At 60.3% G+C, this 25,431-nt stretch carries 21 protein-coding genes; 6 read left to right on the forward strand and 15 right to left on the reverse strand.

Annotation, left to right across the window (positions count from 1 at the left end):
* The first annotated feature begins 30 nt into the window (after positions 1-30).
* The gene (locus FHP24_RS12715) at positions 31-1,764 is read left to right on the forward strand and encodes a M14 family metallopeptidase (protein WP_139676562.1); all 1,734 of its coding nucleotides are present in this window, start codon (positions 31-33) and stop codon (positions 1,762-1,764) included.
* Positions 1,765-1,828: 64 nt separating this feature from the next.
* Here the strand turns inward: FHP24_RS12715 and FHP24_RS12720 are convergent, their stop codons facing one another.
* The 13 genes from FHP24_RS12720 to FHP24_RS12780 form a co-directional block, all read right to left on the reverse strand.
* Complete coding sequence (locus tag FHP24_RS12720) at positions 1,829-3,643, reverse strand: ABC transporter ATP-binding protein (RefSeq protein ID WP_139676563.1); 1,815 nt, start codon at positions 3,641-3,643, stop codon at positions 1,829-1,831.
* A 5-nt stretch (positions 3,644-3,648) separates the two neighbouring features.
* Positions 3,649-5,433, reverse strand: coding sequence for a gamma-glutamyltransferase family protein (locus tag FHP24_RS12725; protein WP_139676564.1), 1,785 nt, complete (start codon positions 5,431-5,433; stop codon positions 3,649-3,651).
* 20 nt (positions 5,434-5,453) lie between these two features.
* Positions 5,454-6,326, reverse strand: coding sequence for an ABC transporter permease (locus FHP24_RS12730; RefSeq protein WP_180355987.1), 873 nt, complete (start codon positions 6,324-6,326; stop codon positions 5,454-5,456).
* Between the two features lie 10 nt (positions 6,327-6,336).
* Positions 6,337-7,284, reverse strand: a complete 948-nt coding sequence (locus FHP24_RS12735; RefSeq protein WP_139676565.1) for an ABC transporter permease — start codon at positions 7,282-7,284, stop codon at positions 6,337-6,339.
* An 88-nt stretch (positions 7,285-7,372) separates the two neighbouring features.
* Positions 7,373-8,881 carry an ABC transporter substrate-binding protein gene (locus FHP24_RS12740; protein ID WP_139676566.1) on the reverse strand — a complete coding sequence of 503 codons (1,509 nt, stop codon included), beginning with the start codon at positions 8,879-8,881 and terminating at the stop codon, positions 7,373-7,375.
* An 83-nt stretch (positions 8,882-8,964) separates the two neighbouring features.
* Positions 8,965-9,735: a FadR/GntR family transcriptional regulator gene (locus FHP24_RS12745; RefSeq protein ID WP_139676567.1), complete on the reverse strand. Its 771-nt coding sequence runs from the start codon at positions 9,733-9,735 to the stop codon at positions 8,965-8,967.
* Positions 9,736-10,059: 324 nt separating this feature from the next.
* Positions 10,060-11,184 (reverse strand): M24 family metallopeptidase, encoded by a 1,125-nt coding sequence (locus tag FHP24_RS12750; RefSeq protein WP_139676568.1) that lies wholly within the window; start codon positions 11,182-11,184, stop codon positions 10,060-10,062.
* A 1-nt stretch (position 11,185) separates the two neighbouring features.
* Entirely contained in the window at positions 11,186-12,406 is a 1,221-nt protein-coding gene (locus FHP24_RS12755; RefSeq protein WP_139676569.1) for a M20 family metallopeptidase, read from the reverse strand.
* Positions 12,407-12,442: 36 nt separating this feature from the next.
* Positions 12,443-14,074, reverse strand: coding sequence for a dipeptide ABC transporter ATP-binding protein (locus tag FHP24_RS12760; RefSeq protein ID WP_139676570.1), 1,632 nt, complete (start codon positions 14,072-14,074; stop codon positions 12,443-12,445).
* A 10-nt stretch (positions 14,075-14,084) separates the two neighbouring features.
* Positions 14,085-14,909, reverse strand: a complete 825-nt coding sequence (locus tag FHP24_RS12765; protein ID WP_139676571.1) for an ABC transporter permease — start codon at positions 14,907-14,909, stop codon at positions 14,085-14,087.
* Positions 14,902-15,849, reverse strand: a complete 948-nt coding sequence (locus FHP24_RS12770) for an ABC transporter permease (RefSeq protein ID WP_139676572.1) — start codon at positions 15,847-15,849, stop codon at positions 14,902-14,904. Before FHP24_RS12770 ends, FHP24_RS12765 begins: the two co-directional genes overlap by 8 nt.
* A gap of 60 nt (positions 15,850-15,909) precedes the next feature.
* Positions 15,910-17,457 (reverse strand): ABC transporter substrate-binding protein, encoded by a 1,548-nt coding sequence (locus tag FHP24_RS12775; RefSeq protein ID WP_139676573.1) that lies wholly within the window; start codon positions 17,455-17,457, stop codon positions 15,910-15,912.
* A 33-nt stretch (positions 17,458-17,490) separates the two neighbouring features.
* Positions 17,491-18,807, reverse strand: coding sequence for a M20 family metallopeptidase (locus tag FHP24_RS12780; RefSeq protein ID WP_139676574.1), 1,317 nt, complete (start codon positions 18,805-18,807; stop codon positions 17,491-17,493).
* A gap of 114 nt (positions 18,808-18,921) precedes the next feature.
* Here FHP24_RS12780 and FHP24_RS12785 point away from each other — a divergent pair, with 114 nt between their 5' ends.
* Positions 18,922-19,686 (forward strand): GntR family transcriptional regulator, encoded by a 765-nt coding sequence (locus FHP24_RS12785; RefSeq protein ID WP_139676575.1) that lies wholly within the window; start codon positions 18,922-18,924, stop codon positions 19,684-19,686.
* Positions 19,687-19,731: 45 nt separating this feature from the next.
* Here the strand turns inward: FHP24_RS12785 and FHP24_RS12790 are convergent, their stop codons facing one another.
* Both FHP24_RS12790 and FHP24_RS12795 read right to left on the reverse strand, forming a co-directional pair.
* Positions 19,732-20,805 (reverse strand): NAD/NADP-dependent octopine/nopaline dehydrogenase family protein, encoded by a 1,074-nt coding sequence (locus FHP24_RS12790; protein ID WP_139676576.1) that lies wholly within the window; start codon positions 20,803-20,805, stop codon positions 19,732-19,734.
* Positions 20,806-20,851: 46 nt separating this feature from the next.
* Positions 20,852-21,313, reverse strand: a complete 462-nt coding sequence (locus FHP24_RS12795) for an Lrp/AsnC family transcriptional regulator (RefSeq protein ID WP_139676577.1) — start codon at positions 21,311-21,313, stop codon at positions 20,852-20,854.
* A gap of 337 nt (positions 21,314-21,650) precedes the next feature.
* Between FHP24_RS12795 and FHP24_RS12800 the strand changes: the two genes are divergently transcribed.
* From FHP24_RS12800 to FHP24_RS12815, 4 genes are all read left to right on the forward strand, one after another.
* Positions 21,651-22,391 (forward strand): aspartate/glutamate racemase family protein, encoded by a 741-nt coding sequence (locus tag FHP24_RS12800; RefSeq protein WP_139676962.1) that lies wholly within the window; start codon positions 21,651-21,653, stop codon positions 22,389-22,391.
* 60 nt (positions 22,392-22,451) lie between these two features.
* Positions 22,452-23,552, forward strand: a complete 1,101-nt coding sequence (locus FHP24_RS12805) for an extracellular solute-binding protein (protein ID WP_139676578.1) — start codon at positions 22,452-22,454, stop codon at positions 23,550-23,552.
* 93 nt (positions 23,553-23,645) lie between these two features.
* Positions 23,646-24,626, forward strand: coding sequence for an ABC transporter permease (locus FHP24_RS12810; RefSeq protein ID WP_139676963.1), 981 nt, complete (start codon positions 23,646-23,648; stop codon positions 24,624-24,626).
* 11 nt (positions 24,627-24,637) lie between these two features.
* Positions 24,638-25,429, forward strand: a complete 792-nt coding sequence (locus FHP24_RS12815) for an ABC transporter permease (protein ID WP_139676579.1) — start codon at positions 24,638-24,640, stop codon at positions 25,427-25,429.
* The last annotated feature ends 2 nt before the right edge of the window (positions 25,430-25,431 follow it).

The raw sequence follows: 25,431 nt of genomic DNA on the forward strand, positions 1-25,431 counted from the left end.
CCTATCGAAATACAGCAAGGTTTTTGCACCATGACCACGATCTTCGAGACTTCAATCGAGCGCACTCTTGAAACTCTGGTCACCGGTGCAAAGCCCGGCCAATCTTTCGAAGCCTGGACATTTGACGACACGAAAAGCCGCCGTGCCACGGAGGCGGCGCTGAAGGAAAAGGGCATCACCGCCCGCATCCGCAGCGCCTACAAACCGCTGCTTTTCACCTTCCTCGAAGAGATCGACCTTGCCGGCGTGACGGCCATCGAGGTGCGCTATCCGGTACATACCAATGCCCCGGCCAACCGTTTTCGCCTGGAAGCCTATCCGCTGGCATCGCTTGTTGGTGACGCGAAGATCGAGTTCGTCGCCCGCACGGACGGCGCGTTCTTTTATGACGTGACGCTGACTCGGAATGGCCAGAGCGAAACGCTGAAAATTCTCGTGCCGAACCGCGTGCATGAAGATGTCGTAGGAGAAACCAATGTCTCGCCCACGGGCTGGTACCGTGCCGAAGGCGAGGCGACGGGCGAGCGTCTGGAAACCGATTACGAGCGCCTGTTCCACAACGCTATCGACGCCATCGCCGCTTACGACTGGGGTTCGACCGAACCCTATTTCGAAGAACTCAATATCCGCGTCTCCCATCCGGCCGAAGACATGGACCTGCCGGTCGGCGACGAGGTGGTGAGCCTGCGCGAGGCTCTGCACGAGGATTTTTATTTCTCCCTGCTCGAATTTTTCCAGAAGAAGTCCGGCCGTCCGCTCGGTGACCGTGGCCTGAAGCCCGGCCAGATCGTGCCGGAAATCGTAAAGAGCAACGGCGAGATCGGCATTCGTGTCGAGACGCGCCCGCTGACGACCGGTTTCCTCGACGGCAAGGAACAGGCGATCGACACCGCGACCGAGCCTCCGGCAGCGGCCCAGATGGCAACGCTGCTGGCCGACATCGGCGGCGAGGAGTTCAACGCAAACTCCCGCTCGGGCCGCGTGCTCTCAGCCCGTTACGTCAAGGGCAGCGAAGCAGCCGTGATGATCAGCGGCGGCCAGCATCCGAACGAGACAACCGGTATCGTCGGCGCCATCCGCGCGGCCCGTACGCTGAAAGAACGCACCAACGCGCACTTCACCATCTCACCGCTGGAAAACCCGGATGGTTACGCGCTGCACCAGCGCCTGCGCGTCGACAACCCGCGCCACATGCACCATGCCGCGCGTTACACGGCGCTCGGCGACGATCTGGAATATCGCACCCGTGAAAATTCCGGCGAACACCTGAACGAAAAGGCCATCCGGTTCGCGGCACAGGACCTGAGCGGCGCAAAGCTGCATGTGAACCTGCACGGTTACCCGTCGCATGAGTGGACGCGGCCGTTGTCCGGTTACGTTCCTCGCAATTTTGCCATGTGGACGCTGCCGAAAGGCTTTTTCCTCGTTATGCGCCACCATGCCGGCTGGACCGAACAGGCGGAAGCCATGCTTGATCACGTCACCCGCCATCTCGGCGCCATTCCGGGTATTCTCGACTACAACAACCGCCAGATCGCGCTTTATGAAACCCATGCTGGCGAAACTGGCTTCCGCATCATCAACGGTTTCCCCTGCCTTTCGTCCATCGACGACCGCCACACCGTGCCGTTGACGTTGATCACCGAATATCCGGACGAGACGATCTACGGCGACGATTTCATCACTGGCCATACCGCGCAGATGGAAACGGTCATTGCGGCTTACGAAGCCTGGCAATTGCTGCAGTCAAAACTTTCTGTTTGACTGAGCGAACGCAGGCCCGGACGGCCATCCGATCGGGATGACCTGCCACGTCCAGATCGGCTTATCAGCCGATCTGGACCACATGGCCCGGTGATACTTCTCTATATTCCCGCCTGGGTGGCTCATAACCCATCGCCCGCACCGGGCTTTTCAGCTCGTCGTTGGAAATCGCCCGGCGAATGCCGCGGCGTGACGGATCTGGAACAGGCACCGCCGACATCAGCTTTTTCGTGTAGGGATGCTGCGGATTGTCGAAGACAGCGGCGCGCGGGCCGATCTCGACGATCTCGCCCAGATACATGACCGCGACCCGGTGGCTGACACGCTCGACCACCGCCATATCATGGGAGATAAACAGGAAAGCGAGGTTCAGGCTCTGCTGCAGATCGAGCAACAGGTTGCAGACCTGTGCCTTGATCGACACGTCGAGCGCCGAAACGCTTTCGTCAGCAACGATCACCTTCGGGTCGAGGGCAAGCGCGCGGGCAATGGCGATACGCTGGCGTTGGCCGCCGGAGAACTCGTGCGGATAACGTCTCGCCATATCGGCGGAGAGACCGACTTTTTCGAGCAGATCCGCAGTCTTTTCCTTGGCCTGTTTGGTCGTACCGAGCCGGTGTTTGATAAACGGTTCACAGATCGCCGTGCCGACCGTCATGCGCGGGTTGAGCGACGAAAACGGGTCCTGAAAGATCATCTGGACGGAGCGGCGCATCTGGCGCAGGCCGATCGTATCGAGCCGCATGACGTCATAACCGTCGAGCGCCACGTTCCCGGCGGTCGGTTCGACCAGCCGCATGATCGAGCGGCCGGTGGTCGACTTGCCGCAGCCGGATTCGCCCACAAGCGCCAGCGTCTCTCCCTGGAACAGATCGAAGGAGACGTTTTCGACCGCATGCACAGCGCCGGTCTGGCGCGACCAGAGGCCGGAGCGGATCGGGAAACGGGTGACGAGGTTTTTCACCTCCAGAACCGGCCGCTTCGACAGCACGACGGTATCCGTCACTTCCACCGGTTCGGCAGGCTCGCCTGTCGTGGCATCGAGAACTGGGAAGCGCGTCGGCCAGTCATGGCCCTGCATCGAACCGAGTTTTGGCACGGCCGACAGAAGGGCCCGCGTGTATGGATGTTTGCCGCGGTGAAAAATCTCTTCGGTCGGGCCGGTCTCGACCTCGTCGCCGCGGAACATGACGATGGTACGGTCGGCAATCTCGGCAACGACACCCATGTCATGGGTGATGAAGAGGACCGACATGCCCTCCTCTTCCTGCAGGACCTTGATCAGATCGAGGATCTGTCCCTGAATGGTCACGTCGAGTGCGGTCGTCGGTTCGTCGGCGATCAGAAGTTTCGGGCGCGACGCCAAGGCCATCGCGATCATCACGCGCTGGCGCATGCCGCCGGAGAATTGGTGCGGATATTCATCGAAACGGCTGGCCGCGTTCGGGATGCGCACCTTTTCGAGAAGCCGGACCGTTTCTGCGCGCGCTTGCGCCTTCGACATATTCTTGTGGCGGACCAGCACTTCGGAAATCTGCCTTCCGATGGTGAAGATCGGGTTGAGCGAGGTCATTGGCTCCTGAAATATCATCGAGACCTCGTTGCCGCGCACCGCCCGCATCTCCTTTTCGGGCAGCGCAAGCAGGTTGCGGCCGTTGAGCATGACCTCGCCTTCGATGCGGCTGGTGGCAGGTGCCAGAAGCCGCATCAGCGACAGCGAGGTGACGCTCTTGCCGGAGCCGCTCTCGCCGACGATGGCGACGGTTTCACCCGGCGCGACATCGAAGGACATGTTGCGGACGACGCTTTTCCATTCGCCATCGACGAGGAAAGAGGTCGACAGGTTTTTGACCGAGAGGACGGGGGCGGTTGTGGTCATGGGCGTCATCGTCCGATTGCATAGGCCTGCATCAGGCGGGGGGTGGCTGCGGCACGCAGCAGGCCGTCGGCATCGCGACGCGCGGCCGTCAGGCGACCGACGGACCAGGCATCGGCGACCTTGACCTTGTGGCCACGGCGACGGAGCTCATCGAGCGTCGCCTCGCCGATCGTGCTTTCCACCATGATCTCGCCCGGCGAGCTGGTGCGCGGGTAGAAGGAGCCGGGGAAATGCGAGGTGTGGAACAGCGGCATGTCGATCGCCGCCTGCAGGTTCTTGCCGTGATGGGCATACCGCAGGAAGAAGGGCAACTGCCACTGGTCCTGCTGGTCGCCACCCGGCGTGCCGAATACCATGGAGGGCTTGCCCCGATGCAAGGCGAGCGACGGGGTGAGCGTTGTGCGCGGACGTTTGCCCGGTGCGAGCGAGGTCGGCAGACCTTCCTTCAGCCAGAACATCTGGGCACGGGAATTCAACGCAAAACCGAGGCCGGGCACGATCGGCGAGGACTGCAGCCAGCCGCCCGACGGCGTTGTCGAAACCATGTTGCCCCAGCGGTCGATGACGTCGATATGGACGGTGTCGCCGCGCTTTTCGGTCAGGTGCGACATGGTTGGCTCATAGACCGTGCCCTTGCCGCTCATTTCGGCAAGCATCGCCATGGTCGCGTCGACCTGATGCTCGTAACCCGGCACGGTGCCGGGGCGAAGGTCGAGCGAAGCGGTCGAGCCTATCAGCTTGCGACGTTCGGCATTATAACCTTCCGAGAGAAGATATTCGGTCGGGATCTGGCCGAATTCCGGATCGCCGTAATAGACCTCGCGGTCGGCGAAGGCGAGTTTCATCGCCTCGACAACGGTATGGACGAAATCCGGGCCGGACGGGTCCATGGCGGCAAGGTCGAAGCCCTTGAGCAGGGCGAGCGACTGCAAAAGCACTGGCCCCTGCCCCCAGGCGGGTGTCTTGGCGATCGTCCAGTCCTGGTAGTCTAGCGTCTGAGGTGCCTCGACCGTGGCGCTCCAGTTGGCCATGTCGTCTGCGGTCAGTACGCCCTTGTGCCTGGAGCCGCTGGCATCCATGACTTCGGCGGTCTTGAGATAGGTGTCAATCGTCTCAGCAACGAAGCCGCGGTAGAAGGCGTCGCGAGCCGCTTCGACCTGGTTTTCACGGCCGGTCTTCGCCTCGGCCTCGGAGATGATCCGCTTGTAGGTTTCGGCCAGAACCGGGTTCTTGAAGTTGGAATGGGGCTCGGGGGCTACGCCGCCCGGCAGCCAGGTCTCGTAGGAAGTCGGCCATTCTTGTCTGAAGAATTCGGCGAGGCTATTGATGGTGTTGGATACGCGCGGCAGCATGGGGTGGCCGTGTTCGGCGTAATAGATCGCCGGTTCCAGCACTTCGCGCACGCTCATCGTGCCGTAATCGCGCAACATCAGCATCCAGCCGTCGAAGGCGCCGGGAATGACGGTGGCGAGCAGGCCGTCGCCGGGGATCAGCTTCAGGCCTTCCGACGTGTAATGCTCGATCGTGGCGCCGGCCGGTGCCGGCCCTTGAGCGCATATCACTTCCACCTTGTCCGTCTTCTTCGAATAAAAGACGGCGGGCATGTCGCCGCCAGGACCGCACAGATGCGGTTCGACGATCTGCAGCACGAAACCGGTGGCAACAGCCGCATCAAACGCATTGCCGCCCTTTTCGAGTATGGCCATGCCGACGGCCGAGGCGATCCAGTGTGTTGAGGTGACGACGCCGAAAGTGCCAAGAATTTCGGGGCGTGTGGTGAAATCGGACATTGTTGGAAATCCCTATGAATTTATGCTTCGCGCGGATCAAGCGCGTCGCGCAGGCCGTCGCCGAGAAGATTGAAACCGATGACGACGAGGAAGATTGCGATACCCGGCCACATGGTCATCCATGGCGCCTGGCTCAAAAAGTTCTTGGCGGTGTTGAGCATAGACCCCCAGCTTGGCGCCGGTGCCTGCTGGCCGAGGCCGAGGAAGGAGAGGCTCGCTTCGGCGATGATGGCGGTCGCAACCGTCAGCGTCGCCTGGACGATGATCGGGGCAAAGACGTTGGGCAGGATGTAGCGGGTCATGATGTCGATGTGGTTGAGACCGATCGAGCGGGCGCCCTCGACATAATCCTCCGTTTTCACCGAAAGCACCTGGCCGCGGGTCAGCCGCACGAAGGCAGGCGTGGCGGAAACCCCGATCGCGATCATAGCGTTGGTCAGGCTCGGGCCGAGAAAGGCGGCAAGCGCGATGGCCATGATCAGGAAAGGCATGGCAAGCAGGGCTTCGGTGACACGCGAGATGATCATGTCCGGCCAGCCACCGAAATAACCGGCGATGAGGCCGAAGGGCACGCCGATCACGACGGCGATCATGACCGACACGACGCCGGCCATCAGCGAGGCCTGGGCGCCCCAGATCATCCGCGAGAGGATGTCCCGGCCGAGATCGTCGGTGCCGAGCCAGTGGGCGGCGGACGGCGCCTTGCGGATCGCCCCCCAGCTGGTGGCGATCGGGTCCGCAATCGGCAGGATCGGTGCGGCAATGGCAAGAATGGCGAAGAACAACACGATGATCAGACCGACGATCGCCGACTTGTTGCGCTTCATCTTCTTCCAGGCACGGCTTTCCTGTCGCTTGACCGGAACAGGGAGGGTGGAGTTGATGGCTGTCATATCATCGGCCTCAGATGGTCGCCCTGAGGCGCGGATTGAGCAGGACATAGGCGATATCGGCGAGGAGGTTCATCATGATGAAGCCGACGGCGGTGCACAGCACGATGCCCTGGACGACGGCATAATCGCGGGTGAACACGGCATCGACGGTCATCTTGCCGAAGCCGGGAATGGTGAAGATCTGCTCGGTGAGGACGGCGCCGGCAAGAAGCTCGCCAAACAGCAGCGCCAGAAGCGTGATCACCGGCAGAAGCGCATTGCGGAAACTGTGCGACATGACGATTTCCCAGGGCGACAGACCCTTCGCGCGGGCGGTGCGGATATAATCCGAGCTCAGCACCGCGACCATGGCCGAACGGGTATGGCGCATCAGCGTTGCGGCCAGCGCGTTGCCGAGCACGAAGGCCGGCATGATCATCGTCTTGATCGAGCGTACCGGATCGACGAAGATCGATTCATACCCGGAGGCCGGCAGCCAGCCGAGCTGCACCGAAACGAGCAGGATCAGCATGATGCCGAGCCAGAAATTCGGGATCGACAGGCCGGATAGCGCCACGATGTTGGCCGTATAGTCGATCCAGGTATTCTTCTTGACCGCGGCGAGGATGCCGATCGGAATACCGATGATCATCGCGAAGAACATCGCCATCACGGCAAGCTGGATGGTGACCGGCAGCTTCTGGCCGATCAGTTCCAGAACCGGCTGGTTGGTTCTTAAGGACACTCCGAAATCGCCTGTCACGACGCCGCCCATCCAGTTCAGATACTGGATCGGCATGGGATCGTTGAGATGATATTTTTCGCGCAGGAATTCGATCGTCGCCTGGTCGCGCTCCTCACCGGCCATGGCCAGAACGGGATCGCCGGGCAGAAGCTTTTGCAGCGAGAAGACGAAGATCGAAATGATCAGCAGCGTCGGAATGGCGACCAGCAGTCGCTTGCCGATATAGACAGGCATGGCATTGCCCTCGTTTAGGGTCAGTCTTGGTTTTGGTCGTTGGACCGGCCGCACGGATTTGCCCCGTGCGGCCGTCTTTCAATCGGGATCAGCCCTTGCTGACGCCGAGAAGGCGAATCATGCCGTCTGGCGACGGGGCCCAGCCCTTGACCTTCTTGGAGATGGCATAGGCATAAGGCTGGTGGCCGAGATAGATGATCGGCATGTCGTCGTTGAGGACCGCCATGGCGGCGTCATATTTTTCCTTGCGGACGGCATCGTCGGTCGAGGCGCGGGCGGCATTGAGCAGCTCGTCGACCTTCGGGTTGCAATATTTCACGTCGTTGATGCCGCCCTTGCAAGTGACGAACTGGTGAATATTGCCATCCGGGTCGATACGGCCGGACCAATCGGAACGCGACAGCTGGTAATTGCCGGCGGTCTGCTCGGAGAGAAGCGTTGCAAATTCCGTCGCCTTCAGCGTGACGTTGAAGCCAGCCTCGGCCACCATCGACTGGATGACCTGCATCATCTGCGTCTGGGTGGTGTTGTTGGCATGCTGCAGCTCGATGTCGAGCTTTTCGTAGCCGGCTTCCTTCATCAGCTGCTTGGCTTTTTCGATATCACGGCCAGGAACCGGAATGTCCTTGTCGAACCACGGGCTCGACGGCGGGAACGGCTGATTGCCGGCCTTGGACGTGCCTTCGAAGACGATCTGGCCGATCGCATCACGGTCGATGGCGAGCGAAAAGGCCTGGCGCAGGCGCTTGTCCTTGCCGAGCGGATTGTCGGCACGCGCGCCGTTGCCGATGTTTACATACATGGCCATGTAGCCCGGACCAATGACGTCGGCATAGGTCAGGTTTGCATCGCTCTTCACCGATTCCGCATCGGATGCGGAGATACGCTCGGCCATGTCGAGATCGCCCGACCGCAGGTTGGCGAGCTTCACCGTCGTATCCGGGATCGGCAGGTATGTTACCTTATCGACGAGAATCTTGTCCTTGTCCCAATAGTCGGCGAACTTTTCCAGCACGATACGGTCCTGCTGGATGCGTTCGACGAATTTGAACGGACCGGCGCAAACCGGCTTGGAGCCGAAATTTGCGCCCAGTTCCTTGGCAGCCTTCGGCGCAACGATCATGCCGGCGCGGTCGGACAGCTGGGCAAGCAGCGTCACGTCTGCCGATTTCAGCGTGAACTTGACTTCCAGCGGGCCGGTGGCCTCGACCTTGGCGACGGAAGACAGCTCGCTCTTGCGGCGCGATTCCGGCAGAGTCATGTTGCGTTCGATGGTAGCGACGACGGCTGCCGCATCCAGCACTTCGCCGTCATGGAACTTGACGCCGTCGCGGATTTTCATCGTCAGAACCTTGCCCTCTTCGGACCAGGCCCATTCGGTGGCGAGCTGCGGTACGACCTTCATGTTCTGGTCGATATCGACGAGCTTGTCGCACATGGCCGTGTAGACGATGCGGCCGACGAAGGTGCGCGACTGCGCCGGATCCAGCACGTCGGCATCGTCGTTAAGCCCGATGCGCAGTTCGGATGACATGGCCGGCATGGCCATCAAGGCACTGGCGAGCAGTGCCGCACTGAAAGCGGAAAATCTCTTCATGTTCTATCCTCTGGTCTGACTATCTTTGGTGGCATTGTTCTTGTTGGCCGGCCCGACGGGCCAGGCGGTATTACGACGACGGATCATAAGACGGCGGTGATTGCGTCGTCATTTTCCGCAGTATCCGATGACGGCACCACCGTGGCGGTGTCGTCGAGAAACTCAAGCGAAGTGGCGCGGATCAGGCGCTCCTGATGCATGAGAAGGTGCTGGCGCATCGCCTCCCCCGCGCGTCCGGGATCGCGGGCGGCGATGGCATCGACGATCGCCATATGCTGTTCGTAGGAGGCCCGCCCATTGGTTCCGGTGCGCCGCGCACGCTCGCGAATGGACTGCCATGCCTCATCCTGGCGAACGCGGTTGACCACATCGAAAATCGACAGAAACAACATGTTGCCGGCGCTCTGGGCGATCTGGCGATGCAGCGAACCGTCCCACAATTCCTTGGAATCGGCATCCGTGCTCTGGCCGGTCTTTTCAGCGAGAGCACGCATCCGCTCGATCTCGGATGGTTTTGCGCGCATTGCGGCAAGCTGTGCCAGTTGCGGCTCGATGCGCAGGCGCACTTCCATGATTTCCATGAAATCAGTGCCGGCAACCAGTTCATCCACCTGCGCCGCCCAGCCATCGGGCTTTTCACCAAGAAAGGTTCCGGCACCCTGTCGCCGCCAGACCAGCCCTTCCGCCTCCAGAACTTCCAGAGCCCGACGAACCGCCCGGCGGCCGACATTCAGGGTTTCCGCAAAGGCCCGCTCCGTTGGCAGGCGTCCGTCCTTCGCGATTTCTCCGTTTCGGATGAACTCGCGAAGCCTTGCCAGAGCGAAGTTGGAATTGTCGTTAGGACCTGTGGTCAAGTCGCACCATTTGATCGAACCAATTCTTCATTGGTTCATCTTGGAGGATTTCCCTCACACACGTCAAGCCGTTTTTTAGGCGATAAATTTTGTGCTCAAAACATAAGCAGAACAGTTCAGGGCCGGGCACAATCACAGGAAAACGACCAGCCGTGAAAAGCACAATGCCGGCGTTTCAGTTGAAACGCCGGCATTGATCCGGATATCAGAATGAGCAGCCGCTGGGAGCTGATGGTCTTTAAGGTGCTACCAGCCCGATGATCCGATAACATCGCAACAGCGCGGACCCTTACCTCCATCCCCTGGCAACAAGGGAGAGTTAACTCATTCGGTTGCCCGCATGATCTTGCGAGGGGCCTTCGTCAGGCGAATTCCACCTTGTTTGCCAACGACGACCGTTTCGCTGAAGCCGAGCCCCCTGGCCGTTGCATAGAGATGGAAGACCATGCCCTCTTCCAGAGGCCAATCGGAGGTCGGCAGGAAGGTGCCGGAGAAATCGCTGGTGCGCGGCGTGCGGGTATAAAGGCCGAGTGTGTAGGCCGTGACATTTTCATAGACCGGTCGCAGTCCGGCAGCGAGCGCACCATTTCGCATGATCGCGTCCACATCGCTGGCGATCGCGCCGGGTTTCATCGCCGCGACCTGCAGGTCCTGTAGCTCGATCAGTTTCCCGGCAGCGGCTGCAAGCTCTTCCGACGGGCTGCCCACCACGATCGGCCGCATCATTCGCGCACCGTAATTGCCGACACGCGGAATGAGTTCGACATGCAGCACGTCGCCCTCCTCGATCGTCTCTGTCTTGAACACACCATGCAGGAATTCATGGCTGCCGGAAGCCTTGACCACCGGGCCGACCTCACCGGTATCTGTCCCCTGGCGCAGGAAAACACCGGACGCGATCGCAGCCGCATCGCGTGTCGTCATGCCGGGCTTGGCCTGCCTTGCGATCTCGGCCATCGCCTTGTCGGCAATCGCGGAAGCCTGAGCAAGAACCGTGATTTCTTCTTCGGACTTCACCCAGCGCAGACTGTCGCTCAAACCCGGCATCGGCACGAATGTCGCCTCGGGCAGAAGCTCGGTGAGGCGCATGAAGGTCGCAGCACTCAGGCAATAGGATTTGGTATCGAGCCCGATCCGAGCCTTGCCGAAACCATGGTCGAGGATACTGTTGGCAACCGCCGCCTGCGCTTCCTCGGCATCAGCGAACCCGACGACGTCGGTGATCCAGCTCTTTTCGCGGCAGGGCGCCTCATCGAGAGCCCGCAGGCAGAACCAGGCGTCACCTTCGCGCGACAAGAACGCCGCGCGATACATGGTCTCGGAAACGGTATACCCCGTCAGCCAGGCCAGAAACTCGCCGCTGTCGACGAGCAGGAGATCCGCGTTCGAAGACGCCATGGCGTCCCGGGCGAGAGCGATGCGACGATCATATTCCGCCCGGGAGAACATGTTATGCTACCTCGCAGATATCGAGGATGGTCAGCATGTAGACACGGATCATGTCGAGGAAGTCGACAATGTCGACACGCTCGTCGGGCATGGTGTTGTAACGCCCGCCCGGACCGCAGACGATGCCTTCCATGCCAAGCTCATGATAGAGATGGCCGGCATCGGTGCCGTAGAAGCGCGTCGGCGTGATCGCGCCGGTCGGCTGCTTTTCGCCGCGCACGGCCTCATAGGCGGCATTGATCGATTTGACGATGCGCGAGTCGTGCGAAACCTCGAAGGGCGGCATCAGCGGACGGCCCTCGATCATGTCCGGAACGAGCTTGGCTTCGAGGCCGGGGAAACGCGTTTCGAGAAGGCGTAGTTCCGCATCGACGTCGGCCAGTACGCTTTCCTGCGTCTGGCCCGGCGCGTAGCGCAACGAGCCGCGCAGCCGAACGAAATCGGCAACCTGCGGCGGACGCCATTCTGCGAGATCACGGCCGAGCGCGCCATGGACGACCCCAACATGGCCGCGGTTGATCGAGCGATGTGTGTCGCTCTTGGCGCCGCTGAAGGTCATAGCATTGATGCGCGGAATGATATCGCAGGCCGCTGCGATCGCATCGACGGATTCTTCGCGCTTCGACAGGTGGCGCGTGTCGCCGGTCAGCTCGATGACATAGCTCAGCGCCGCCGCATGCATGGTGACGGCAACGAGATCGCTTGGCTCGCTATTGATGAAATAGTCTGCCTTCACACCGCTGCGGATGGCGGCCAGCGTGCCGACACCACCCTGCAATTCGCCGACGACGAAGGTCAGCACCACGTCGCCCTTCAACTTGATACCGGCATCGAGCAGCGTCTTTACGGCGCAGAAATAGGCCGCGTCGCCCGCCTTCATGTTGGAAACACCGATGCCATAGATGAACTTGTCATCGACGAGACCCGCATAAGGATCGACCGTCCAGCCTTCGGTCACCGGATTGGTGTCGAGATGGCCGTTGAACAGCAGGCTTTTCCCGCCGCCTTGCCCTTTGAGGCGGCCGATCGTGTTGAAGCGGTTGCCGTCGTCGAAGGCCTGAAGCTCGGCTTCGACGCCGATCTTCTCAAGTTCTTTCGCCATCCAGCGGGCGAGATTCTTCTCGCCTTCGGTTTCCGAATGGCTCTTGTGCTGGACCATTTTCGACAGGAAATCGAGGCAGGCCTTTTCGTCGATCCGATCCACGAGGGACTTCGGGTCCATTGTCATGCTCCTTGATGCAATATTACTGACATTGGGTCACTGGTACTGGGCGGCGGCGCGCGGCACCGCCTCGATCAGGCGGCGCGTGTATTCCGCCCGATCTGGACTATCGATCTCGTCGGCCTTCACCACCTCGATCAGGTCGCCGCGATACATGACGGCGATCCGGTGGGCGATCTGGCGGATGAGGTTGAGATCGTGGGTGATGAACAGATAGGCCGTGCCGCTCGCCTTCTGCAGCTCCAGCAGAAGTTCGATGACCGAAGCCTGCACAGATACATCGAGCGCCGAAGTGATTTCGTCGCAAATCACCAGCTTCGGCTTGGATGCGAATGCACGAGCGATCGCCACGCGCTGTTTTTCGCCACCCGAAAGCTGATGCGGATAACGGTTGGCGTGAGTACGCGGCAAGCGCACCTGCTCCAGCATATCGCCGACCTGCTTTTCCAGGTCACTGGAATTACCGAACAGCTTCAGCGGTCGCGACAGGATTTCAAAAATCTTCTGGCGCGGATTGAGCGAGGCATCCGGGTGCTGGAAGATGATCTGCACATCCTTGCGATAGGCATTGTCCATATCGCCGAGATTTTTGATCTCGCGCCCGTCGAACCAGATCTTTCCCTCGAACCGGTTGAGCCCGGTCATCGCCTTGGCGAGCGTCGATTTGCCCGACCCGCTTTCGCCGACGATGCCGAGGATTTCGCCCGGATTGACGCTGAGGCTTATCGCATTGTTGCCCGTCACTCGCTCGGTCTTCTTGCCGGTGAGTGCCGCTAGGAACGGCTTGCGGCCGAAATGGACGCTGACATTCTCGACCTTCACCAGCGGCTTGTCGGTGACCGCAACGTCGTCCTTCACCAGCCTGTGGGCGGGGTCGGGAACGGCTGCGATCAGCTCGCGCGTATAGTCCTGCTGCGGATTGGTGAAGATTTCGCGGACCGTGCCCTGCTCGACGATATCGCCGCGCTTGATCACGGCAACGCGGCCGGCGGTGCGTGCCACCAGCGCCAGATCATGCGAGATATAAAGCGAAGCGACACCCGTCTCGGCCTGCAGCTCGACGAAGAGATCAAGAATCTGCCGCGAGGTGATCACGTCGAGCGCCGTCGTCGGCTCGTCGAAGATGATACATTCCGGGTTACAGGCGAAGGCGGAGGCGATGACGACGCGCTGTTTTTCACCGCCGGATGCCTCATGCGGCATGCGGTTCATCATCTGCGCCGGTGTCTTCAGTCCCACATGAGCGAGCCGCTCCTCCCCCTCCTTCCACGCCTGCTGACGCGTCAGCCCGCGATGGCGGACAAGTACTTCCGCCAGCTGGACGCCGAGTGACAGCGTCGGGTTGAGCGAGGTGCTCGGATCCTGGAACACCATGCTGATGCGGCGTCCACGAAACGTCTCCATCTCGCGTTCTGATTTTTCCAGCAGGTTGTCGCCGCCGAGCAGGATTTTTCCACCCGGTTCGCGGGCATTCTTCGGCAGATAACGCATGATCGACCAGGCAAGCGAGGTCTTGCCGGAACCGGATTCACCGACGAGGCCGAGGATCTCGCCGCGGTTGATGAAGAGATCGATGTTCTTCAGCGCGTGAAACGAACCGTTGGCGGTTTCGTAATCCAGCGAATAGTTCTCGATAGCGAGGACCGGCTTGTTTTCCGTATTTGTCATGGGTGTCACCTCAGGTCCGCGGATTGAGGGCATCGCGAAGACCGTCGCCCAGAAGGTTGAAACCGACGGCGACGATGGCGATAGCCACGCTCGGCCAGATCAGGATGCCGGCGGAAAGATGCATGTAACGACGCGCTTCCGAGACCATCAGCCCCCATTCGGCAGCCGGCGGCTGCGCGCCGAGACCGAGGAAAGAGAGCGTCGCGAACAGCATCACGGCAAACGACACGCGAATGGTCATCTCGACGATGATCGGCGCAATCACGTTCGGCAGCATTTCGCGGCGGATGATGTAGCCGGAGCTTTCGCCACGGGCGATCGCCGCATTCACATAGTCCTGTTTGCGCACCGACAGCGCCACGCTGCGGGTGATACGGGCCATGCCCGGTGCAAAGGCGATGGCGACGGCGACCAGCGCGTTGACGGTGCTGGAACCGAGAAGGTTCACCACAAGAAGCGCGAACAGGAGGCTCGGGATCGACATCACGGCATCGATGGTGCGCATGATCAACTCGTCGGCGCGGCCGCCGAGAAAGGCGGATGCGGTTCCGATCAGGGCGCCGATCAACGTACCGGCGATGGTCGCGAGAACTGCCATCACGACGGTGGCGCGGGCGCCGATCAACAGACGGCTGAAAATATCGCGGCCATACTGGTCGGTGCCGAGCCAATACATCAGGCTCGGTCCCTTGTAGCGGGCGAGCGGCGACAGCTTTTCCGGGTCATACGGAGCAAGCAGCGGGCCGAACAGGACGACCAACAGAACCAGCACCACGAGGAAGATGCCGATGGCGCCCTGCGGCGTCTTCAAGAGGCGTTTCAGGAAATCAGTCATACTGGATCCTCTTGTCGAGCCAGGCATAGAGGATGTCGGCGATGAAATTGACGATCGAATAGGTTGCAGCCATGATCAACACGCCGGCCTGAATGGCGGGCAGGTCGCGCGCCTGGATGGCAACGATCAGCTGGCGGCCGATGCCGGGGATGGCAAAGATCTCTTCCACGACGATGACGCCGCCGAGCAGGTAACCGACATCGAGCGCAACGATGGTGATGGTCGGCAAAAGCGCGTTGCGCAATGCATGGCGGCGCAGCACCTGTCCGCGCGAAATACCCTTCAGTCGGGCGGCGCGGATATAGTCCGTATGCAGCACGTCAACGAGTTCGGAGCGTACCATGCGGGAAACGTGGGCGATCAGGATGATCGAGATGACGCAGACCGGCAGCACGAGGTGGGCAATGCCATCGACAAAATTTTCCGTCAGCGGCACGTAACCGGTCGGCGGCAGCCACTTCATCCAGTCGGCGAAGACGAGAACCGCAATCGTCGCGGTGACGAATTCCGGCAGCGCAACCCCGGCATAGGAAACGAGGCTGACGACCATGTCTGCGATCTTGCCGCGTCTTATCGCAGCGATGATGCCGAGCGGGATGGCAAGAACCAGCATCAGGCCGATCGAGAAGAACGCCAGGAGCAGCGAGCGCCCGAGCGCTTCGAACATGGCAGGCCCGACCGGCTGACCGGTGCGCAGCGAGGTGCCGAGATCACCCTGCACCACATGCCAGGCCCAGCTGAAATACTGCTGCCAGATCGGCGCATCCAGACCCATGGTCTGGCGCAACGCATCGAGCGCTTCCGGGGTGGCGTTTTCGCCGAGCATCATCACGGCGGCGTCGGCGGGCAAGATTTGGGTGATGGCGAAGACGATCAGCGACACGACAAAGAGCGTGTAGACGATCATCACCAGCCGCTTGGCTATATAGTTCGGAGACAGGGGCGTGTTCCTTGGACAAGAGGGCCGGACGCCGACGAGGCGTCCGGCGATATTGACGGATCAGCCGCGCTTTGGCGCCTTGTCGGTCAGCGAAGCGTAGTCGAGACGGAAGACGGAAGCGCGCGGATGCGCTTCGAACCCTTCGACCCAGCTGCGCTTGGCAGCCAGGACGTCGAAGAAGGACGGGATGATCGAGGGAACGTCCTCGTTCATGATTTCCTGTGCCTTGGTGTAAAGTTCGGTGCGCTTGGCCTCGTCAGCCGTGCCGCGGGCTTCATTGATCAGCGCGTCGAATGCCTTGTTGTTCCAGCGGGTTTCGTTCCACGAGGCGTCGGACGTGTAGAGCAGCTTGAAGATACCGTCCGGGGTCGGCTGCATGTTGTAGAAGCCGACATAGAACGAGCCCTTCTTCCACACCTGTTCCAGATAGGTCGCATGCGGCATGGTCTGGACGTTGATGGTGATACCGGCTTCCTTGGCCATTTCGCGCATGGCGACGGCGAGCTGGGTGCGCACTGCCGGGCGATCGGAGGCGATGAGCGTTACTTCCAGGCCATCGGGGTGACCCGCTTCGGCCAGAAGCTTCTTGGCTTCCTCGATATTCTGTTCGCGCTGCTTCACCTGTTTGAAGAAACGGTAGGACGGGTTGAGCGGCGTGTCGTTGCCGGTGGTTCCGAAACCTTCGGTAACGAAACCGACCATGGCTTCGCGGTCCACGGTGAGCGCGATGGCACGGCGAACGCGGGCATCGTTGAACGGAGCCGTATCGCAGCCGAAGTTGATGTTGCAGAACTGGCCGGACGGCGTACGCAGCGTGGTAATGCCGTCATTGCCATCGACACGCAAGAATTCCGGCGGCTGGATGGTCGAGATGATGTCGATATCGCCGGAAAGCAGCGCCGAGCTTTCTGCCGACGTATCCGGGAAGACATGCACTTCGACGCGGTCGAGGTTGGGACGTGCCGGGTCGTAATATTTTTCGTTGCGTTCGACGACGATCAGGCGGTCCGGCTCATAGGAAACCAGCTTGAATGGACCGGTGCCGACAGCCTTGGTCGACAGGCTCTTGAGGTCGCCAGTTGCGATTGCGGCCGGAATGATGCGGGCATTGGTATAGGCCATCGAGACGGGCAGGTCGGCATAGGCGCCCGAGAGCTTGAACAGCACGGTCGCATCGTCGACGGCAACGATATCGGCGATCGGGCCGACATTGTTGCGGCCGGGCGAAGCCGTTGCCGGGTCGAGGATCGCCTTGAACGTGGCGACGACATCCTTGGCGGTAAAGGCGGAACCGTCATGGAAGGTGACGCCGGTGCGCAGCTTGAAGGTCCATTCGGTCAGCGCATCGTTGGCACTCCAGCTTTCGGCCAGATCCGGCTCGATCGACATGTCGACCTTGAGGCGCGTCAGGTTGCTGTAGAGCAGTTCGGTGACGAGGTATTCCGGGTTGACGCGGGTGAGCAGCGGATGGATGACGCTTGCCGCCTGGTCGACGGAAATCTTCAGCGTGCCGCCCTTGACCGGCGTTGCCTGGGCAAAGCTCATCGACGGTGCGGCAAGGATGGCGGCAGTGCCGGCCAGGAAGAATCGGCGTTTCATTTCCAGCATGTTTTCAGTTCCCTTGTTTATCAGCTGCGGTTTTCAGGAATGGCGTGTTTCTGGGATTGAGTCGGCGGCAAAGTCCGCCGCGAGATAGGCGAGAATGCTCTTGGCGAGCGCGATGATGTCCTGGCGCGTCGTGTGCTCTTCCGGGCTGTGGATGCAGCTTGCCGGGCGACCGAGGCCGCCGAGCAGCACTTCCGGCCCGAAACCCGCCTTCTGCACATAACCGAAGTCGGAGCAGCTCGCGGCGCCCCATTTGTGAAAGTCTTCCGGCTGGTAACCGAAACCTTCCGACAGAGCTTTCTGCCAACGCGGCCAGTGCGGTCCGTCCGGATCACCGGTCGGGATCAGATGGCCGACCAGATCGACAGCGAGCCCGAGTTCGGTCCCGGTAATACAGTCACGGATCGCGGTTTCGATTTCGGCGCGCGCCTCGTCATAATTCTCTTCCGGCGCATAACGGCGCGAGACGAGGATCTTGATTTCGGCCGGCACCTGCCCGCCCGCCGTGCCGCCATTGACCGCAGCAATCGTCAGTGACGGGCGCAGCGGCCCCGTCGCATGCGGCGGTGGCGCCAGCTTCGATGTGCGACTGGCAACCTCCGGCTTCAACGTGGCCAGCGCGTTCAGTACCGGCAAAGCACCTTCAATGGCATTGACACCGGTGCCGGTGCGGTTGCCCTCGCCGGCATGTACCGCATGGCCGGTAATCGTCACCTGCAGGTTGAAGATGCCGAAACAGCCGGCCCAGATGCGCGGTGCGGCAGAACCGTTGAAATTGAGAATATGGCCCTTGAGCATGTCCTGTTCGGCGAGATAACGGATGCCGGGATAAAGCCCTCCCTCCTCGTCGGTGCATAGAAGCAGCATCGGATCATAGGCAAGTGCTACACCGTTTTCCTTCGCCGCACGCAGCGCAAGCAGGGTCGCCGCGATCGTGCCCTTCATGTCGGCAGCACCGAGACCGTAGAGATTGTCGCCTTCGATCGTCAGGGACAGTGGATTGCGCGACCACCCCGGCGCAACCGGAACCGTATCGACATGGTAGTAGAGTCCACAGACCGGTTTCCCGCTATCGCGCGTCGCCACCAGGTTCGTCCGCTCGCCGGAAGCCGGGCCGCCCTCGACGTACCAGAGGTCGCGCGGCACCGTCACCCGGTCGAAGTCGAAACCGAGCGGCGCCAGAAGCTCGGCCATCAGATCGGCGAATGGGCCATAGCCTTCGCCGGGCGGAAAGGACGTATCGACCGCGACCATCCGTGCCAAATCCTGAACAGCGATCTCGACATTGCGTTCAATCGCTGCCATGGCAGAGGTCAGGGTGCCCGGTTGCGAGCCAGATTGTTGTTCGGCCATGCGGTATCCTCAGTACCTCAGCGCCAGCCTCCTCAGCTTGCGCTTTAATATAAACTATATAGTAATACTGCGTAGATCGCCATCATGAGTCAACTCTAAAGAAGAGGCAAATAATTGCCAGAACTGCCCAATATTTCATCGGAAGCACAGAGGCTCGGCGAGCTGTCTTTGCCGCTCTATGAGGTGGTAAAGCGGCAGATTACCGAATCCATCATGCTGGGAAAGCTTGAGGCCGGTTCGGTACTGCCTAGCGAAGTGGCATTATCGCAAACTTACGGAGTGGCGGTCGGCACCATTCGGCGGGCCCTGATGGACCTCACCAATGACGGGATTCTCAGCCGCCGCCGCAAGACGGGCACCGTCGTTACCGGCCGCAAACCGCAGCACAGCCTTCGCCTGTTCTTCCAGTATTTTCGCCTGCACGGGCTCGACGGATCGCTCAGCAAGTCGGTGACGAAGGTGACCACGCTCGAAACGGGCCTCGCATCCGTGAATGAAGCGCAAAAACTTCAGATCGATAAAGGCGCGCCGGTCGTCGCTTTCCACCGGGTGCGTTACGTCGACGACAAGCCGATCATGCACGAAACGCTGACGCTGTCGCGCGAACGGGTTCCCGACTTCCCGGAAAAGGCGGAGGACATCCCGCCACTCTTCTATTTGCACCTGCTCGATCGTTTCGGCATCCGCATTTCCGCCATCCGCGAGCAGATCGGTGCGGATCTCGCGACGGACGAAGATGCCCGCTGGCTGAACCTGAAAATACCGGCCGCGGTCCTCACCATCGACGAGATCGCTTACGACCAGATGGCCGTGCCGGTGCTGATTTCCGCTCACCGGGCGACGACCGCAAACCACCGTTATGTCAACGAGGTTCAGTGAACCTCAATGCCGGACCGACATGTCGGTCCGGCATGTGAGCGCTGATCAGTAGCCTTCCTCGCAAAGTTTGGCGACTTGTTCGATCGTCAGGGCCTCAATGCCGATGGCCGGAAGCAGATCGTTTTCCGCCGGCAGGTCATGTCCGGTCGCAGCCGACATCATGGCGATACCAGCGTCGTGCAACTGGGTCGGCTTGCCCGCCAGCCGGCCGAGCAGCGAAGTCGGGACCAGGCCGAAGGGCACGTCCTCGTAGATGTAGCGGCTGTCGACCGTTGTCGGGCCGAAACCACCACGGCCTTCCGCATGCATCTGCTGGTTCATTTCCGAAACGCTGCCCATCGGCACGTGGAAGGATAGCGAGAAATGCTCGCGCACGGTACGCACCGACAGGCCGAGTGTGGCGGCAATCGCCAGACGTTCTTCATCGAGCGTTTCGATGACGCGGCCGACCGTCGGGGTAATGTTGTCGCCCTGCCCCCAGGTCTCGCCCTTTTCCATGCGGGTAAGATTGAGCAATGCGATGCCGAGATGGTTCTGCGGATTGAGATTGCTCAGCGAGATTGCCATCAGCCCGTCACGCTTGACGAAGCGGTCGCCGAACAGTTCGGTGCAGAGCGCATGCCCGGCCTCAATCTCCGACTTCGGCAGCGTGGCGATATCCACCTTCTGGCGGACGGTATTGACCTTGACGGTGGCGAGGTCCGGCTGCTGGCGGCCGGTGAGAAGCGTGGTTCCCCAGACCGTGATCGGCAGCTTCACGCCACGCGCAGCAAGTCCTTTGGAGAGATAGAGCGCGCCGAAGGAGCAATGCGACGAGATGATCACCGGCTGACCGGACTTCAGATACGGAATAGCCGCATCGAACGCGGCCTTGTGGCCGTAACCCGGCAAGGCGACCACGATGACGTCGGCGCTGGTGATCGCTTCTTCGCAATCGGCAGCGATACGCACCGGACCGAAGAAATCAAAGGCCCCATTCGCGGTCAGCGCTGCGCCATCGGCAAGCACGCTTGTGCTCTTTCCGGACGGTGACCAGAGCATGGGGTCATGGCCTTCTTTCGCGAGATAGGCGGCCATTCCGAATGCAATGGATCCGGCTCCGAGTATGCTGACGCGCATGATTTCTCCTTGATGTGGGGACGATATTTGGACGCAGGGGTGGGCGTTACATGTATTTTGTCGGCAGCGCCGTTGTAAACTTCATTTCCTCCATGGCGATGGAAGAGCTGAGGTCGGAAAATTCCAGCCGGCTGATCAGGTTCTTGTAGACCTGGTCGTAGACATCGATGTCCGGCACTACGACGCGAAGCAGGTAATCGGTGTCACCGGTCAGCCGATAGGCCTCGAGAATTTCGGGAATTTCCTTGATTTCCTTGCGAAAATCATCGAGCCAGGTGGTGGTGTGACGCGGCACCTTGACGGAGATGAAGATCGTCATCGGCACGTTCGCCATGCGCCGATCGATCAGTGCCACCTTGCTGCGGATCAGGCCGATATCCTCCATCCGCTTGATCCGCCGCCAGCATGGCGTATGCGACAAACCCACTTCTTCGGCGATCTCCACCACCGATTTCTCGGCATTTTGCTGAAGGATCTCGATTATCTTGCGATCGATCTGGTCAAACATGGTCGCTCCGGGATGAATTTGCGCATGCGCATTTTTTTCTAGAAAGATTTTTCATCAAGGGCCTGACCTATGACAAATGCTTCTTCGCACCCGGGTTCAGGCAACGATAGTTTCCGCGCGTTTCTTCACCTTCGACGCGGACAATCAACCGCTTATTTTGCGTGCAGTGATGATCAAAATTTAAACCAACTACTATTTTCGTCAATCCATCCTCATAGAAAAACAAATTCGTAGGATGAGATTGCAAAACCTTCTTGATTTTGGTCAAAAAAAGCAATCCATCTCCATGCCTGTTTGTCTACCCTCTTTCCAAACACAACAACCTCGTGGGTGGAAGATGAAAAGGATTGGTCTGATTGGCGGCATGAGCTGGGAAAGCACGGCGGTTTATTATCGCCGGGTCAACGAGCAGGTCCGCGAACGGCTTGGAGGGCTAAATTCGGCAGACGTGGTAATGCGTTCTGTCAATTTTCAGGATATCGTAACCCTTCAAAAACAGGGGGCCTGGGAGCAGGCGGCAGGCGAATTGAGCAAGGTGGCAAGAGATCTGGAACAGGCTGGAGCGGACATGATCCTGATCTGCACCAACACGATGCATCTGCTGGCGGACGACGTGCAGCAGTCCGTCGATGTTCCTTTGCTCCATATCGCCGACGTGACCGGGGAAGCCGTGGTGGCTGCCGGCTGCAAGCGTCCACTGCTGCTCGCAACCCGCTACACGATGGAACAGGATTTCTATCGCCGTCGCGTCGAAGAGAAGTTTGGGCTTTCGGTTCTGGTGCCCGATGCGCCCGATCGGCAGGACGTACACGACATCATCTTCGGCGAATTGTGCTGCGGCATCGTCAAGAGCGCCTCGCACCAGCGCTATCTGGATATTGTCGAGAAGGGCAAGGCCGCGGGCGCCGACAGCGTCATCCTCGGTTGCACGGAAATCGGGCTGCTTGTGAGCGCCGCAGATTTCGACATTCCGACATTCGATTCGACCCTGCTGCATGCCGATGCGGCAGTCGATATCTCGCTCGCGCATATTTTCGCGGCACGAGCGGAAACAGGGCTGGCAGCGCCGATACACTAACTGGGGGTGTGAAGTCTGCAATGCCTAGGGGAACCCGGACAGGATAATAAGGAGACTGATATGCGAGACTTCACACAGACACGCCGTTCGACACTCAAGATGCTGGCCGCTGGGACCGGCATCCTGGCTGCACCGTCGATCATCCGCCCTGCCATGGCGCAGAGCAAGGTGGTCAACATCACGACCTATGACAAGTTCGTGCCACAGTCCTTCATCGACCAGTTCCAGAAGGACACCGGCATCGAGGTGCGTATCCGCCTGACCGATGACCAGGGCAAGCAGTACAATCTTCTGGCAGCCGAAGGGAACGCACCGTCGACCGACATCGTCACCGTCACCGGCCACCGCCTGTCGCAGTTCATCACCTCCAACCTGCTTGCGCCGCTCGACACCGGCCGCATCGGCAACTGGAACAAGCTTGCACCTGCCTATGCCGGTGCCCCGCAGCTGTCGATCGACGGCAAGACCTATGGCGTGCCGCTTCTCGCCGGTTTCGAAGGCCTGGTCCGCAACACGGAATACACCAAGGCATCGGACAGCTGGGACATCATGTTCGACGAGCAGTACAAGGAGCTGACCTCCTACATCGTCTCCGACTTCCTCTCGATCACCATGAAATATCAGGGCACCGACGGCGACTACGTGACCTATGAGGGCAAGGACGCGGAAGCGCTTGCAGCCACCAACAAGGCCCGCGACTACCTGATCAAGAACAAGCCGCAGGTGCGTAAATATTACGACGCCGGCTCGGAAGTGCAGCAGATGTTCGTCAATGAGGACATCTATGTCGCCCAGGCATGGTCCGGCCCGGCCGCCAAGCTGATCATGGATGGCCACCCGATCGAGCTTTCCATCCCGAAGGAAGGCACCTACGGCTTCCTCTATTCGTTCAACGTCGTCAACAACGCGCCGAATGCGGATGCCGCCTACAAGTTCCTCGACGCCATGCTGTCGTCGCCGGAAATCGGCGCGGCCATGAGCCGCCAGTCGGGCTTTGCCTCGGCATTTGCCGGCGTAGATACGGTGCTGAACGACAAGGAACGCGCCGCCATGACGCTTCCGGACGAGCAGCTGCAGCGCATCCAGTTCTTCAGTTCCAAGAACCGCAAGATGAAGAACGACATGATCGACAAGGCTTCGGCCGAAGTGAAGGCCGGCTAAGCCGCCCATCCGTAATGCAGAGGACCGGTCCCGCAAAAGGGCCGGTCGCTCGCAACTGCAGTCAAAAGCAAAAAGACGAATGGGAACGAAATGATGGTCGACAGTAGTATGACCGAAACCGCGAAAGTGTCTCCAAGGGCCGGCCCGTCTTATGCCGGATGGATCGGCAAGCTGGTGGCCTCGCCGCTTTACGCCGCAACGATCGGCCTGATCGCCAACAGCCACAAGACCCGCCTCGTGCTGCTTCTGGCGATCCCGCTGGTCTGGATCGTCACGCTCCATATCGGCCCGATCTACCAGATGGCCCGTATCAGCATAATGGACAACTATCCGCCGGCACCGGGCGGCCCTGTCTACACGCTCGACAATTACCGGCTGTTTTTCCAGGAACCGCTCTATTTCATGCCGTTCCTACGCAGCATCATCTTTGCCGTCTGCGTGACTGCCACGACGCTGATCGTGGTTTATCCCGTCGCCTATTATGTCGCGAAAGTGGTCAAGCCCGAAAACCGGACCCGCGCGCTGCTGCTGCTACTCACGCCCTTCTGGGCCGGCGAGCTGATCCGCACCTTTTCGGTCATCATGTTCCTCGCCAACCGTGGCGCAGTAAACGTCTTCCTGCGCGAGATCGGTCTCATCGATCGCCCGATTATCCTGCTCTACAATTATTTCTCGCTGAGCTTCGGCGTGATCTACCTGATCTCGCTGTTCATGCTCCTGCCGCTTTATTCGGCGATCGAAAAGATCCCCTCGTCGCTGGTCGATGCAGCAGCCGATCTCGGCGCGGGACCATGGCAGCGTTTCCGCAGGGTCATCCTGCCCTTGTCCAAGGACGGCATCATCTCCGGCTGCAGCCTCGTCTATCTCACCTCGATCGGTGTCTTCGCCGCGCCGCTTCTTCTCGGCGGGCCGAACTCGACGATCTTTCCGGAAATCATCGCCAGCCTGTTCCACGGCTCGAGCGACAAATGGCCGGAAGGTGCCGCCTTCTCCATCCTGATGCTTGCCGTCTCGCTGTCGACCGTTGGTCTGTTCATGCGTGTCGTCGGCGGCCGTACCGTCAAGCTGATGTGAGGATCTGACCCATGCGCTCCTATTTTTCCGACTTCCCCAAGACCGCGCTTCAGGCCTCCTACTGGCTGTTCGTGATCTATCTTCTCCTGCCGCTGGCGCTGATGATGGCGATCTCCTTCAAGGACGCCAATTTCGTCGCCTTCCCGATCGATAAATGGACCCTCAAATGGTATGCGCAGGTGCTGCAGGACAAGCAGTTCCTAGAAGCCTGCCTCTATTCGATCTTCATCGCCGTGATGACGACGCTGTTTGCGACGATCATCGGCGTGTGGATCGCACTCCTGATCTCCGCCGAGGGCATCATGGCACGCTCCGTGATCTTTGCGCTCGCCTGTCTTCCGGCAGTCGTACCCGGCCTGATCAACGCGATCTCTCTGCGTATCTTCATCCGCGTCCTGGATATCCCGACCGGCACCGGCGCGATCATTCTCGGCCACACCGTGCACGCCGTGCCTTTCGTCGTCATCATGGTGCTGACCCGGCTGCGCTCGATGCCGAACAATCTCGTCGATGCCGCCCGTGATCTCGGTGCCGACAGTTTTGTCGCCTTCATGCGCGTAACGCTTCCCTATCTCGTACCGGCGCTCGCAGGCGGCATGGTCTTCTGCGTCTTGACCAGTATCGACGATTTCGTCCGCACCTTCTTCCTGGGCGGTTACCAGACCACCCTTCCCATGCTGATCTTCGCCAAGGTGCAGGGCGGCATGTCACCCGAAATCAATGCCATGGCGACCCTTGTGCTGATCGTGACCGCAGCCATCGGGCTTTACGCCGAGCATTTCACCCGCCGTTCGAGGATGTAATC

It is taken from the genome of Aliirhizobium smilacinae, assembly GCF_006335145.1.
Taxonomy (GTDB): domain Bacteria; phylum Pseudomonadota; class Alphaproteobacteria; order Rhizobiales; family Rhizobiaceae; genus Neorhizobium; species Neorhizobium smilacinae.

What these genes read in the sequence shown, in the direction of transcription:
- FHP24_RS12715 (WP_139676562.1), top strand. Translation starts at nt 31, where the DNA reads ATGACCACGATCTTCGAGACTTCAATCGAGCGCACTCTTGAAACTCTG.
- FHP24_RS12720 (WP_139676563.1), bottom strand. Translation starts at nt 3,643, where the DNA reads ATGACCACAACCGCCCCCGTCCTCTCGGTCAAAAACCTGTCGACCTCT.
- FHP24_RS12725 (WP_139676564.1), bottom strand. Translation starts at nt 5,433, where the DNA reads ATGTCCGATTTCACCACACGCCCCGAAATTCTTGGCACTTTCGGCGTC.
- FHP24_RS12730 (WP_180355987.1), bottom strand. Translation starts at nt 6,326, where the DNA reads ATGACAGCCATCAACTCCACCCTCCCTGTTCCGGTCAAGCGACAGGAA.
- FHP24_RS12735 (WP_139676565.1), bottom strand. Translation starts at nt 7,284, where the DNA reads ATGCCTGTCTATATCGGCAAGCGACTGCTGGTCGCCATTCCGACGCTG.
- FHP24_RS12740 (WP_139676566.1), bottom strand. Translation starts at nt 8,881, where the DNA reads ATGAAGAGATTTTCCGCTTTCAGTGCGGCACTGCTCGCCAGTGCCTTG.
- FHP24_RS12750 (WP_139676568.1), bottom strand. Translation starts at nt 11,184, where the DNA reads ATGTTCTCCCGGGCGGAATATGATCGTCGCATCGCTCTCGCCCGGGAC.
- FHP24_RS12755 (WP_139676569.1), bottom strand. Translation starts at nt 12,406, where the DNA reads ATGGACCCGAAGTCCCTCGTGGATCGGATCGACGAAAAGGCCTGCCTC.
- FHP24_RS12760 (WP_139676570.1), bottom strand. Translation starts at nt 14,074, where the DNA reads ATGACAAATACGGAAAACAAGCCGGTCCTCGCTATCGAGAACTATTCG.
- FHP24_RS12765 (WP_139676571.1), bottom strand. Translation starts at nt 14,909, where the DNA reads ATGACTGATTTCCTGAAACGCCTCTTGAAGACGCCGCAGGGCGCCATC.
- FHP24_RS12775 (WP_139676573.1), bottom strand. Translation starts at nt 17,457, where the DNA reads ATGCTGGAAATGAAACGCCGATTCTTCCTGGCCGGCACTGCCGCCATC.
- FHP24_RS12780 (WP_139676574.1), bottom strand. Translation starts at nt 18,807, where the DNA reads ATGGCCGAACAACAATCTGGCTCGCAACCGGGCACCCTGACCTCTGCC.
- FHP24_RS12790 (WP_139676576.1), bottom strand. Translation starts at nt 20,805, where the DNA reads ATGCGCGTCAGCATACTCGGAGCCGGATCCATTGCATTCGGAATGGCC.
- FHP24_RS12795 (WP_139676577.1), bottom strand. Translation starts at nt 21,313, where the DNA reads ATGTTTGACCAGATCGATCGCAAGATAATCGAGATCCTTCAGCAAAAT.
- FHP24_RS12800 (WP_139676962.1), top strand. Translation starts at nt 21,651, where the DNA reads ATGAAAAGGATTGGTCTGATTGGCGGCATGAGCTGGGAAAGCACGGCG.
- FHP24_RS12805 (WP_139676578.1), top strand. Translation starts at nt 22,452, where the DNA reads ATGCGAGACTTCACACAGACACGCCGTTCGACACTCAAGATGCTGGCC.
- FHP24_RS12810 (WP_139676963.1), top strand. Translation starts at nt 23,646, where the DNA reads ATGGTCGACAGTAGTATGACCGAAACCGCGAAAGTGTCTCCAAGGGCC.
- FHP24_RS12815 (WP_139676579.1), top strand. Translation starts at nt 24,638, where the DNA reads ATGCGCTCCTATTTTTCCGACTTCCCCAAGACCGCGCTTCAGGCCTCC.